Origin of the sequence: Paraburkholderia sp. 40 (assembly GCF_050434105.1) — a bacterium.
In the GTDB taxonomy this organism is placed as follows: domain Bacteria; phylum Pseudomonadota; class Gammaproteobacteria; order Burkholderiales; family Burkholderiaceae; genus Paraburkholderia; species Paraburkholderia tuberum.
This window is the reverse complement of the sequence record NZ_JBNPVY010000002.1, coordinates 300,092-312,356: the sequence shown is the minus strand read 5'-3', so window position 1 is coordinate 312,356 and position 12,265 is coordinate 300,092. Positions and strand designations below refer to the sequence as shown.

The 12,265-nt window shown below is 63.4% G+C and carries 9 protein-coding genes; 6 read left to right on the top strand and 3 right to left on the bottom strand.

Features of this window, described 5'->3' with window-relative positions; translation table 11 throughout:
* The first annotated feature begins 17 nt into the window (after positions 1 to 17).
* Both OKW28_RS02710 and OKW28_RS02705 read left to right on the top strand, forming a co-directional pair.
* Entirely contained in the window at positions 18 to 1,442 is a 1,425-nt protein-coding gene (locus OKW28_RS02710) for a fimbrial protein (RefSeq protein WP_429443671.1), read from the top strand.
* Between the two features lie 118 nt (positions 1,443 to 1,560).
* Entirely contained in the window at positions 1,561 to 2,457 is an 897-nt protein-coding gene (locus OKW28_RS02705) for a fimbrial biogenesis chaperone (protein WP_429443670.1), read from the top strand.
* 95 nt (positions 2,458 to 2,552) lie between these two features.
* Here OKW28_RS02705 and OKW28_RS02700 read toward each other — a convergent pair whose 3' ends face one another.
* From OKW28_RS02700 to OKW28_RS02690, 3 genes are all read right to left on the bottom strand, one after another.
* The gene (locus OKW28_RS02700) at positions 2,553 to 2,990 is read right to left on the bottom strand and encodes a GNAT family N-acetyltransferase (RefSeq protein WP_429443669.1); all 438 of its coding nucleotides are present in this window, start codon (positions 2,988 to 2,990) and stop codon (positions 2,553 to 2,555) included.
* 39 nt (positions 2,991 to 3,029) lie between these two features.
* Entirely contained in the window at positions 3,030 to 4,469 is a 1,440-nt protein-coding gene (locus tag OKW28_RS02695) for an MFS transporter (protein WP_429443668.1), read from the bottom strand.
* Positions 4,470 to 4,790: 321 nt separating this feature from the next.
* Positions 4,791 to 5,675: an isocitrate lyase/PEP mutase family protein gene (locus OKW28_RS02690; protein ID WP_429443667.1), complete on the bottom strand. Its 885-nt coding sequence runs from the start codon at positions 5,673 to 5,675 to the stop codon at positions 4,791 to 4,793.
* 201 nt (positions 5,676 to 5,876) lie between these two features.
* Between OKW28_RS02690 and prpR the strand changes: the two genes are divergently transcribed.
* The 4 genes from prpR to ltrA all read left to right on the top strand — a co-directional run bounded on the left by prpR (position 5,877) and on the right by ltrA (position 12,240).
* The gene (gene prpR, locus OKW28_RS02685; protein WP_429443666.1) at positions 5,877 to 7,898 is read left to right on the top strand and encodes a propionate catabolism operon regulatory protein PrpR; all 2,022 of its coding nucleotides are present in this window, start codon (positions 5,877 to 5,879) and stop codon (positions 7,896 to 7,898) included.
* A gap of 148 nt (positions 7,899 to 8,046) precedes the next feature.
* Entirely contained in the window at positions 8,047 to 8,610 is a 564-nt protein-coding gene (gene ahpC, locus OKW28_RS02680; RefSeq protein WP_429443665.1) for an alkyl hydroperoxide reductase subunit C, read from the top strand.
* Positions 8,611 to 8,782: 172 nt separating this feature from the next.
* Positions 8,783 to 10,381 (top strand): alkyl hydroperoxide reductase subunit F, encoded by a 1,599-nt coding sequence (ahpF, locus tag OKW28_RS02675; RefSeq protein ID WP_429443664.1) that lies wholly within the window; start codon positions 8,783 to 8,785, stop codon positions 10,379 to 10,381.
* Positions 10,382 to 10,872: 491 nt separating this feature from the next.
* A complete protein-coding gene (ltrA, locus tag OKW28_RS02670) occupies positions 10,873 to 12,240 on the top strand; it encodes a group II intron reverse transcriptase/maturase (RefSeq protein WP_429443663.1) in 1,368 nt (455 codons plus the stop codon).
* Positions 12,241 to 12,265 lie beyond the last annotated feature (25 nt).

Here is a 12,265-nt window from a genome sequence, read left to right as displayed (position 1 = left end):
ATCAGGAGTTCTTATTCATGAATCGCTTTTTAAACTTCGCCTGGCGTTCGCCCCGGGTGAGTCGAAACGGCCTGCTGGCGACGCTGGTCGTCGTGTCCAGCATCGCCGTGCCCACCCACGCCTGGGCCCAGTCAACCGCGAAGGGGTGCTTCAAGATTACGGGTCTTAATGCCACCACAAATAATCAGCGCTACACGGACCCGGGTACCGTTGCCAGTAGCTGGACGGGGTCAACCGATGGGGGGGGGAAAGGCGCCTATCCAATGACCATTCAGATCAACACCCCTCCCTTTGTGCCAGACGGCACGCTGCTCGCAAGCGGCGTGGCGCCCATGGTCAACCTCGGTGATAAAGGCGTTGGGGGCTACAGTCCGGAGCAGGTTCTGTTCCGCTGCTCCCCTGATTCGGCCGGCACCATGTTTGAATACTATGCGACGAACGGCGATAACACATATGCTGGCTATACCAATGTCAGTGCCCAGTCAGGTATCCCGGAAACGTATGAAACCTATTACACGGGGGTCGTGTCCCGAGTAACGAACATGACAACAGGTGAATACGTGTCGCGGTACTGGAAGGCTACGCCCCTTACTAACCTCGATGTCGACAGTCAGGGCTGGTTTCTCGTCAAGGCAAAGAACTTCAGTCAGTACAAAATGGAGTTTTTCCAGTGCAGCACCTGCCCGGTTTATGACAATACTCGCACTGGGGCTTGGGCGTGGTCCCAGCCCGTCGCCTATTCTGCATTTGTTGGCGGCGCCAGTGGCACTATCATCAAGGGTAACCTGTCGGTTGGCGCCGACTCCCTCAATCACTACGACGGCTGGTATGGCAATTGGCCCGGTTCGATCAACCCCTATGGCAATGTAACGGTCAGACGATCCGCCACCTGTGCAGTGACCAATGCAACACCGGTGGTGAATTTCCCGTCGATTGCGATTGGCGAACTGAATCAGGGTGGTTCTAGGCAGTTGCCCATCACAATCCAGATGCAGTGCCAGACCACGAAACCTGCGAACCTGGCGGCTTTCGCGAGCGGAACGGCGGCCAACCAGACCGCGCTGGGCATTCTTGCTCCACCGGCCAATGCACAGAGCGCTACCAGCATGGGCCTGACGACCACGGGAAGTGGCGTGAGCTATCTGCTCTCCGATGGCTACGGAACCGATCCCGGTGCTGCAACCGGCGTGGGTGTGGCATTGTCGAGGCCGGGAGGTGCTGCCTTGAATTTCCTCACCAACGAGTACGTCACCGCCGGCGGTACCAAAGATGGCTGGGATCCTGTTTTGAATGATGCATCTGCAAATGGCCCGGCATCTGGCGGCATGACCTCCTATACGCGCACGATCAATGCAACCTTCAAGGCCTTTGCGCCACGAGCGACGCCCGTGACGACAGGGAAGTTTAACGCGACGGCTCAGGTTATCGTGCGGGTGCAGTAATCGGTTCTACCGTCACAAATGGTCATTATTAGGGCGCCGGTAGCAGCGCTCTAATGAAGTTTGCGGCCGCAGCCGAATAGTAAAGTCGTTAGATCAGCATCAATCTTTGTGAGCCCCTATGAAGATCCACGTGTCAGCGTCCCGCGCGCAGGATGCCGAAAGACCGTCGATTCGCACAACGTTTGCGGACCGGCGCGGTGCCCCGACTGCGCGTGGACAGGTACGCATTCCTCGTGCAGGCTGGACACGTCTGGCCGTGCGCGGGTCCCCCCGGTTGGTGCGCTTCGCGCTTGCGTGGGGCGCACTGCCCCTGGCTATATGGAGCGCTCAGGCTGCTGCGGGTGTGACACCCGAAGTGTCGCGGGTGGTGTTCGCGGCGGGTGCCACCGAACAGTCCCTTCAGGTGTTCAATGTCAACAAGTACCCGGTACTCGTTCAGGCATGGGTGGATGACGGCGACATCAATTCGGTGCCGCAGGAGTCGAAGGCCCCGATCATCGTGCTGCCGCCTGTTTTTCGCATGGGTCCAGGCGATCAAACGAGTCTGCGCCTCATCAATTCGGGGGCACCGCTGCCCGCAGATCGCGAGTCCCTGTTCTGGCTCAATCTGTACGAGATTCCGGCAACACCCAAAGACCGGCTACCCGACGCTCAGACGGTGACTGTTACGATGCGCACCCAGGTCAAGGTGTTCGTGCGACCAGAAAAGCTCCCATATTCCGTGAGCGAGCTCCCCCGACATCTTGTGTTCTCGCTTGTCCAGGCATCGGACAAACTTGCGCTGAAGGTTGACAACCCGACACCCTATTACGCAACGATGGGTGCCGTCGAGGTCAAGCTGGCGAATTCGTCGCAACAAGCCCAAGCCGATATGATCGCCCCGTTTTCCAGCGCCTCTTTCGATCTCGGCACGCTACGTGCCAACCCGGGTGAAAATGCAAAAGTGCTATTTTCCCTGATCGACGATGATGGCAATCCAGCAACCGATGAACGAAATGTGGCGGTTGGGCCATGACAATTGCATGGATTGCCGGCAGAGAAGAAGGCTAAGGGCGGCGGCCGTGCAAGCCAATCGTGGCACACCCGCGATAGTGGCATTTGGATGTGTGTTCATGCGTCCGTCTTGTAAACACCCGGTCGATGCAGCTCCATATACCGCTCGGGGTTCTCGAGCGACGTGAACCCATGCGGCGCATAGACGTGATGCGCGTCGGTCGTGACCAGCACGACTCTACGCAGACTGACGAGCGAAGGGCTCGCAAAGATATGTTTCATCAACGCCGACGCATAGCCCTGGCAGCGATACGCGGGCAGCACGAACACGTCGCATAGGTAGGCGAAGGTCGCCTCGTCGGTGACGAGGCGCGCGAACGCCATCTGCTTGCCGTCGACAAACCCGCCGAAGCACAGCGACCCGGCGACGGCGCGCTCGAAGGTCGCGCGTGGCATGCCTCGCGCCCACGGCGTTTCCTGCGACAGGAATGTGTAGACGAGGTCGAGGTCGAGATCGTCGATGCGGCTGGAAATCGTCAGTTCGCCTGCTTGCACGGCACGTCTCCTTTTGATCGCGCAGCGCTTGCGCGTCCCCTAGCTCTTCGTCGGAGTTTCGCCGCCGCGCGAACCCCCACCGATACTCTGCCCAGCATTGCGGGCGAGCCCCATATATCCAAGCACGGACAGCAGCGTCAGCACGCCCGCGAACAGGAACGCGAGGCGGAAATCGTCGAGCGTGAACACGTGGCCGGTCGTCTCGCCGTTGAACAGCGCCGCGACGCGCAGCGACACCGCGCCGAATGCGATGCCGAGACCGATCGTCATCTGCGCGGCCGCGCTCCACAGCGTACTCGCCGCGCTCATCTGCAGCTGCGGGATGTCGGCATAGGCGAGCGTCGCGAGCGTCGAGAACTGCATCGAGCGCGCGACGCCGTACACGAACACGACGATCAGCACGAACACGACCGGCACGTCCGGCGTCAGCAGTCCGCACGCGATGATGAAAATGCCGGCCACCGCCACATCGACGATCGACACCATCCGGAAGCCATAGCGCTGCAGGATGCGCGTGGTCAGCGCCTTCATGCCGAGATTGCCGAGCGCGCTCGCGAGCAGCAGCAGCCCCGAGCGGAACGCCGACAGCCCGAAAGCGACCTGGAACAGCAGCGGCATCAGATAGGGCACCGCGCCAATGCCAATGCGCGTGAACGAGCCGGTGATGACCGTCACGGAAAACGTCGGCACCTTCAGCGTCGACACGTCGACGAGCGGATACGGATGACGCTTCGCATGCTGGAACGCGAGCGCGCCGACCAGCAGACCGCCCGCCACGATCGAGACCGCGAGCCACGGATTGGTGGCCGGCTGGCTCGCGAGTTCCGCGCCGTAAAGAATCGCGGTCAGCGCGACGCCGCTGAGCAGCAGGCCGACGACGTCGAGCGGCTTGCGTTCAGTGCCGCGCAGGTTCGGCACGATGGCGAGCGCGACCGCAATCGCCGCGAGGCCGAACGGCACGTTCAGCAGGAAGATCCAGCGCCACGACGCGTAGGTCGTGATGAAGCCGCCGATCGGCGGGCCGACCACCGGCGCCGCGATGGCCGGCCATGTGATCGTCGAGATCGCCTGCATCATGCGAGCTTTCTCGGTGCTGCGGACCACGATGAGACGGCCGACCGGCACCATCATCGCGCCGCCGATGCCTTGCAGCAGCCGCGCGGCTGTGAACTCGGGCACGTTCTGCGACAGTCCGCACAGCACCGACGCGACCGTGAATACGCCGATCGCGCTGACGAACACGGTGCGCGCGCCGCAGCGGTCGGCGACCCAGCCGCTCGCCGGGATGAAGATCGCGAGCGCTAGCATGTAGGCGGTCATGCCGAGACTCAGGCTGTTCGGGCCGACGCCGAACGAACGCGCCATCTGCGGCAGCGCGGTGGCGATCACCGTGGTGTCGAGGTACTCCATGAAAAAGGTAGCCGCGACGATGTACGGCAGCCAGCCGACGTGCGCGGTGCGGGTGCCGCTGCAGCTCATCGGGCGAGCTCCCGTGCTGCGCGCGTGCGCGCTGAAAGACAATTGACGAGCCCGCGCGGGGCGCGTGAAGAGTTTGACTTCATGGTGCTTGCGACTACCTTTCGTTTGCGCTTTTGTGATTCTGCCGGCAGCCGGGAGAGCGGGCCGGTGGGAGGAGGCCGGGGCCGCGAACTGTCGCGGCGGGCTGGCGGGAACATCAGCTTGACTGATTGTCAGTCCCGCTTGTCATCCCTGATTGCCAGCCCTGAATCCTAACGCAATAAAGGGTTCCATATCGCGCCCGCATGCAGCGCGTCGCACCGCCGCGCCGCCGCCCGAGCGTCAGTCCTTCCCCGCGTACTCCTTGTCCAGCCGGTCATACAGCGGCTTGTTGACGAGCCGCTGGCGCTCGCTGAACGGCGCGACGATCGTCGCGTCCTCGTCGAGGCGGCCGTGGCTTTGCAGCGTGCCGAGCGCGCGCTGCATGCCGAGCACCGCGCCCTGCAGCGCCGCATTCGCGTACAACACGATGCCGTAGCCGAGCTTCGCGAGCGCGTCGCGTGACTGCACCGGCGTCTTGCCGCCGATCACGATGTTGATCAGCTGCGGCACATTGAACAGCCCCGGCAGACGCTCGATGTCGGTGAGCGATTCGGTCGCCTCGATGAACAGGATGTCGGCGCCCGCCTCGATGAAGCGATGACCGCGCTCGATCGCGTCCTCGATGCCGTGGACCGCGGCCGCGTCGGTACGCGCCATGATCTGCAGGTTCGCGTCTTCGCGCGCGTCGACAGCCGCGCGGATCTTGCCGACCATCTCGCTCGCCGCGACAACTTCCTTGCCCGAGAAGTGGCCGCATTTTTTCGGCATCACCTGATCTTCGAACTGGATCACGTCGGCGCCGCTGCGCTCCAGCACGCGCACGGTCTGGCGCACGTTCAGCGCGTTGCCGAAGCCGGTGTCGGCATCGACGATCAGCGGCAGCGCGACCGCGTCGCGGATGCGCGCGGTGTGCTCGGCGACTTCGGCAAGGCCGATGAAGCCGAGGTCGGGTAGACCGAGCGACATGTTGGTGACGCCCGCGCCGGTGATGTAGACCGCCTCGAAGCCGGCGTCCTCGATCACGCGCGCGCTCATGGCGTTGAACGCGCCGGGCACGAGCAGGCCCTGACGCTGATTGACTTTGGCGCGGAACGCGGCGCGGCGGGTGGCGGAAGTGGTGGTCATGATGCAGGTCTCCAGAAGGGAAAATCGGTAATGGAACGCGGCCGACATTCTGCAGGAAGCGTGCCATTGAACGGCAGTTCGCCGGTCGTGCCGCTGGAACAAGGGTTTGCGCGATATGAACTTCTGCCTGGACGTTCATGGCACAATGGGTGGAACGTTTCATGAAACGTTTCGAGGAACGTTTCAATCAAGGAGAGCCGCGTGTCCACGTTCACCCCGTTTGTCGCGAATCTGAGCCCCGCCGTCGATGCCGGGCGGCCCGGTGTCGCACTCGTCAGTATTAGCCGACTGCAGTCGCTTTGCGAGACGGTGACGCCGCGCTACGCGGGCCGGGCGAAGTTCTTCACGGTGCGGGAGGGCTACGGCGCGGCCGTCGCCGCGTTGCAGGCTTACGTGGACGCAGGTTCGGTCGACGTCGTACTGTCCGCCGGCTCGAACGGCGCGTACCTGCGCGAGAACCTCAGCGTGCCGGTGGTAATGGTCAAGGTGAATGGCTTCGACGTGTTGAGCGCGATCACGCGCGCGACCTCCACATGGCCGCAGGCACGCATCGGTCTCGTGCTGCACGAAGCAATCGCGCAGGAGCTGGCCGACCTGAGCCCGCTCTTGAACGTCGATCTGCGGCAGCGCGCATATCGGTCGATCGACGAAGTGCGGCTCGCAGTCGATGAACTCGCCGCGCAGGGCTGCCGCGTGGTGGTCGGCGCTGGCATGGCCTGCGATCTGGCGCAGCAGGCCGGCATGGAAAGCGTGTTCCTGTATTCGCTTGCCGCGGTCGAGGAAGCGTTCGAGCGCTCGGTCGAACTGGCGCGGGTGAGCCGCCAGAAGGAATCGAAGCGGGTGCGCCTGAACACGATCGTCGCGCATCTGCGCGACGGCGTCGCCGCGTTCGACGAAGCCGCCCAGCTCGAAGCCGTCAACCCGGCAATGCTCGAACTGCTCGGTCTAGGCGCGTCGCAGGCGGTCCCAAACGACGACGAGGACACCCCCGCACGAGTGGCGCGCGCGCTCGCACCGCTGCTGCGCGAGACGCGCGCCGCCGACCAGCCGGTCGACGAACGCATCGAACAGATCGGCGGCCGCGCGCTGATCGTCGGTTGTGTACCGATCGTCGAGCAGGGCGCGCGCGCCGGTTTCGTCGTGACGGCGCAGGACGCGCTCGTTGCGCAGCGGATCGACCGCTCGCTGCGCACGAGCCAGCGGCCGAGGCATCTGGTCGCGCGGCACCGGCTCGACGATCTGATCGGCGCTTCGGCGGCGCTCGAGCGCGTGCGCCGGCTCGCGCGCGCCGGCGCCGCGCACGACGCGACCGTGCTCCTGAGCGGCGAAAGCGGCACCGGCAAGGAACTGGTCGCACAGGGCATCCACAACGCGAGCCGGCGGCGCGGCAATCCGTTCGTCGCGTTCAACTGCGCGGCGCTGCCCGAGGGGCTGATCGAAAGCGAACTGTTCGGGCACGAGGAAGGTGCGTTCACGGGCGCGCGGCGCGGCGGCAAGCCAGGGTTGTTTGAAATCGCGCACACCGGCACTATTTTTCTTGATGAGATCGGCGAAATGCCGGCCGCGCTGCAAAGCCGGCTATTGCGCGTGCTGCAAGAGCGTGAGGTGATGAAGCTCGGCGCGGGCCGCGCGACGCCGGTCGACGTAAGGGTAATCGCTGCGACGCACCGCGATCTGCACGCGCTCGTCGAGGAGGGCGCGTTTCGCGCGGACCTGTATTTCAGATTAAATCTGCTTCAGATAAAATTGCCGCCGCTGCGCGAACGCCGTGCCGATATCGCGCCGCTGGCGCGGCACCTGTTGGAGCGCAGCGCGCTGCAGTACGGCTTGTCGGCGGCGGGGCCCGAGCGGGTGCTTGTGTTTCTCGCCCCGCTTTTTGCGGATTACGCGTGGCCCGGTAACGTCCGTGAACTGGAAAATCTCCTGGCCCGCGCGGCGATTTATATCGGTGACCCGACCAACGAGATGTCCGGGAACCTGACTGCCGACGCATTGCCAGACTGGCAGGCCGTGTTTCCCGAGTTCTTCCGGATGAGGGCAGTTGAGGTCGAGCAGATCACACAGGCGCCTCAGGGCTCTGTGCCCGGGAGTGCGGCGCCCCGCGCCACCCCCAGCCGTGAGGACGCGCTGCGCGCCCTCGAACAATCCGGCGGCAATCGCGCCGCCGCGAGCCGCGCGCTCGGCATCGGCCGAACCACGCTGTGGCGGCTTCTAAAGGGCTGAAACGCCCGGCAAATCGTCCGATAGTCTCGACCGACGAAATGAATAGGGTCAGACTATCGAACCCATTAACACAATCCACTTTACCTATTAAGCACAGTCTGACATACTGACTCCACTTTCCAACCCCCTCAACGAGAGGATTCAGCAAATGCCGATCATCAACAGTCAAGTCAAACCGTTCAAAGCACAGGCTTTTCACAACGGCGATTTCCAGACCGTCACTGAAGAAAGCCTGAAGGGCAAGTGGTCGGTTTTCGTGTTCTACCCGGCCGACTTCACGTTCGTGTGCCCGACCGAACTCGGTGACCTGGCCGATCGTTATGAAGATTTCAAGAAGCTGGGCGTGGAAATCTACAGCGTGTCGACCGATACTCACTTCACGCACAAGGCCTGGCACGACACGTCGGATACGATCCGCAAGATCAAGTACCCGATGCTGGCTGACCCGACGCTCGCTATCTCGCGCAACTTCGACGTGCTGATCGAAGAAGAAGGCCTCGCGCTGCGTGGCACATTCGTGATCAACCCGGAAGGCGAGATCAAGCTGTGCGAAATCCACGACAACGGCATCGGCCGTGACGCTGGCGAACTGCTGCGCAAGGTTCAGGCTGCTCAGTACATCGCAAAGCACCCGGGCGAAGTGTGCCCCGCCAAGTGGACGCCGGGCGCGGAAACGCTGACCCCGTCGCTCGACCTGATCGGCAAGATCTAAGGTCCGCGCAGCTCACGCTGCACCCGCAGTCTGCATCTGCCGGGATCTTCCCGGCGCTTCACCGCGCGAATCGCCTGATACGGCGCTTCGCGCGTCCCCGGGTCCAACACGTCCTATCCGGATGCGTGCGGCGCCGGGACACCCACACCCCTCGTCACGGAATCGCAACGCCATGCTTGACGCCAACCTCAAGACTCAACTGAAGTCGTACCTCGAAAAAGTTAGCAGGCCTATCGAGCTCGTCGCGTCGATCGACGACAGCGCGAAGTCCCAGGAGCTGCTGGCCCTGCTGAACGACATCGCGACCTTGTCGGAGCGCGTCACGTTGATCGAGCGTCGCGGCGACGACGAACGCAAGCCGTCGTTCTCGATTGGTGAAGCGGGCAAGGAAACCGGCATCCGTTTCGCCGGCATTCCGATGGGGCATGAATTCACGTCGCTCGTCCTCGCACTGCTGCAGGTCGGCGGCCACCCGGTCAAACTCGACGATGCGGTGATCGAACAGATCCGCAGCCTCGACGGCGACTATCAATTCGAAACGTATTTCTCGCTGTCGTGCCAGAACTGCCCGGAAGTCGTGCAGGCGCTGAACGTGATGGCGTTGATCAATCCGCGCATCCGTCACGTCGCGATCGACGGCGCGCTGTTCCAGAACGAAGTCGACGCGCGCCAGATCATGGCGGTACCGACGATGTTCCTGAACGGCGAAACCTTCGGCCAGGGCCGTAGCGGCGTGAAGGAAATCCTCGCGAAGCTCGACACCAACGCCGGTGCGCGCGCCGCGAAGCAACTGGAGAATAAGCCGGTGTTCGACACCCTGATCGTCGGCGGCGGCCCGGCGGGCGCGGCGGCGGCGATCTACTCGGCGCGCAAGGGCATTGCGACCGGTGTCGTGGCCGAGCGCTTCGGTGGCCAGGTGCTCGATACGCTGGCGATCGAGAACTTCGTCTCCGTGACCGAAACCGAAGGACCGAAGTTCGCGACCGCGCTCGAACAGCACGTGAAGGCCTATGACGTCGACATCATGGACGTGCAGCGCGCCGAAGCGCTGATTCCGGGGCGCATCAACGAAGTTCGTCTGGCCAACGGCGCGGTGCTGAAGGCGAAGACGATCATCCTGGCGACCGGTGCGCGCTGGCGCGAAATCAACGTGCCGGGCGAGCGCGAGTATCGCAATCATGGCGTCGCGTACTGCCCGCACTGCGATGGCCCCTTGTTCAAGGGCAAGCGCGTCGCGGTGATCGGCGGCGGCAACTCGGGCGTCGAAGCGGCGATCGACCTCGCGGGTCTCGTGCGCGAAGTGACGCTGCTCGAATTCGGTGCGACGCTGCGTGCCGACGAAGTGCTGCAACGCAAGCTGCGCAGCCTGCCGAACGTGACGGTCGTCACGCAGGCGCAGACCACGGAAATCACCGGCGACGGCAATAAGGTCAACGGTCTGGTCTACAAGAACCTCGCTTCGGGCGAAGTGAAGACGGTCGAACTCGAAGGCGTGTTCGTGCAGATCGGTCTCGTGCCGAACACCGAATGGCTGAAGGGCACGGTCGAGTTGTCGAAGCATGGCGAGATCGTCGTCGATGCGCGCGGCGCGACGTCGGTGCCAGGCGTGTTCGCCGCCGGCGACGTGACCACGGTGCCGTTCAAGCAGATCGTGATCGCGGTGGGCGAGGGCGCGAAGGCATCGCTGTCCGCATTCGATCACCTGATCCGCAACAGCGAAGAAGTCGCGGCGGTCAGCGAAGCGGAAGCGGAAGCCGAAGCAGCGGTTTGATCCGGTAGATCAGAGAGGCAAACGGCGGCCCGCGGGCCGCCGTTTCAGTTTGCGCATGCAACAAGGCCCGCATTCGTGCGGGCCTTTTTCGTGTGCGCCCAGCATGGGCGCACTCCTGGAGGTGCAAGTCCTCCCATAAGCTGACCACAGCGAATGAAGTGAAGCGCAACTGCGTAAGGGTGACCGAGCGTGGGGAGGAAGCGTGGAGCAAAGCCGTGAGCCGATGGACAAGAACCGGATATGAGGCGGCACCGATCAGGGCGAGCGGGCACGAATCTGCGAAGCTCTTGTGGTCAAGGATTGGTGCCGTAAATCCGGCGGTTGTGCGGTGAAGGAGTGCGTTCTTACCTGGGGAGATCTCGCCTCATGCCTGAAAGGGCAACGGTGTCGAACCGGAGCGAGAAGTCAGCCGAGGTCGTAGTAGTCACAGGACAGGTCGGCAAGGCTGAAGCTGGTGACGAAGGACCGAACGGGAAGGAGTGTTCAGGGATATGCCGATGCGGCAGGCAATGCGTCAGATGCCCGTGCAAACGGGGCGAGCGGGAGCAGCGCGTGGTGAAGCTGCGCATGTACCTGTGAGCGACGAAGCCGGCTGCCCGCGGCATGAACCCGGGAGCACAGGGTCAGCGTTGCTGGAAGCGGCGTTGACGAGAGAGAACCTGAAGCGGGCGTTCAAACGGGTGCGGGCCAACAAAGGAGCCGCTGGGGTGGATGGTCTGGGCGTTGACCAGACTGCGCGCCATCTGGTGACGGCGTGGCCAGCGATTCGTGAACAACTGCTGAAGGGGACGTACCGGCCCAGCCCGGTACGGCGGGTGACGATTCCGAAGCCGGACGGAGGCGAGCGCGAGCCTGGTATCCCGACGGTAACGGACCGGTTGATCCAGCAGGCTCTGCTGCAGGTGCTGCAGCCGGTTCTGGATCCCACCTTCAGCGAGCATAGCTACGGCTTCCGGCCCGGACGGCGTGCACACGATGCGGTGCTTGCCGCGCAGTCGTACGTGCAGTCAGGCCGGCGAATCGTGGTGGACGTTGACCTGGAGAAGTTCTTCGACCGGGTCAACCACGACATCCTGATCGACCGCCTACAGAAACGCATTGGAGACGCTGGTGTAATCCGGCTGATCAGGGCGTATCTGAACAGCGGCATCATGGATGATGGAGTGGTTCAGCAGCGAGCCCAGGGCACGCCGCAAGGCGGGCCGCTATCGCCGCTGCTGGCCAACGTGTTGCTGGATGAGGTGGACAAGGAACTGGAGCGGCGGGGCCACTGCTTTGCGCGCTACGCCGACGATGCGAACGTGTATGTTCGTAGCCGCCGCGCGGGCGAACGGGTAATGGTGCTGCTGCGACGTCTGTATGGGCGATTGCGCCTGAAGGTCAACGAGACCAAAAGTGCGGTCGCGAGTGTGTTCGGTCGCAAGTTCCTGGGTTACAGCTTATGGGTGGCTCCAGGCGGTGTGGTCAAGCGCAAGGTGGCGGCCAAACCGCTGCTGGCGTTCAGGCACCGCATTCGTGAACTGACCCGCCGATCTGGCGGGCGCAGCATGAAGGACGTGGTGGCACGGTTGCGGACTTATGTGCAGGGCTGGAGGGCATACTTCCGGTTGGCGCAAACCCCCAGAGTCTGGCCTGAGCTGGATGAGTGGCTGCGCCACCGACTACGCGCCATCCAGCTTAAGCATTGGCGCCGTGGCTCAACCATCTACCGGGAACTGCGCGCGCTGGGCGCGTCATGCTCTGTGGCACAACAGGTGGCGGCGAACAGTCGCCGCTGGTGGTGCAACAGCGGCAAGCTCCTCAACAGCGTGCTGACCATCACTTACTTCGATCAGCTGGGTGTGCCCCGACTCTCCTAACCTCAACTTCCCGAACCGCCCGGTG

Excerpts from the sequence above, each read along its gene's own strand:
- ahpF (WP_429443664.1), top strand. The coding sequence starts at position 8,783 with ATGCTTGACGCCAACCTCAAGACTCAACTGAAGTCGTACCTCGAAAAA.
- ahpC (WP_429443665.1), top strand. The coding sequence starts at position 8,047 with ATGCCGATCATCAACAGTCAAGTCAAACCGTTCAAAGCACAGGCTTTT.
- ltrA (WP_429443663.1), top strand. The coding sequence starts at position 10,873 with ATGCCGATGCGGCAGGCAATGCGTCAGATGCCCGTGCAAACGGGGCGA.
- OKW28_RS02695 (WP_429443668.1), bottom strand. The coding sequence starts at position 4,469 with ATGAGCTGCAGCGGCACCCGCACCGCGCACGTCGGCTGGCTGCCGTAC.
- OKW28_RS02705 (WP_429443670.1), top strand. The coding sequence starts at position 1,561 with ATGAAGATCCACGTGTCAGCGTCCCGCGCGCAGGATGCCGAAAGACCG.
- OKW28_RS02710 (WP_429443671.1), top strand. The coding sequence starts at position 18 with ATGAATCGCTTTTTAAACTTCGCCTGGCGTTCGCCCCGGGTGAGTCGA.
- OKW28_RS02690 (WP_429443667.1), bottom strand. The coding sequence starts at position 5,675 with ATGACCACCACTTCCGCCACCCGCCGCGCCGCGTTCCGCGCCAAAGTC.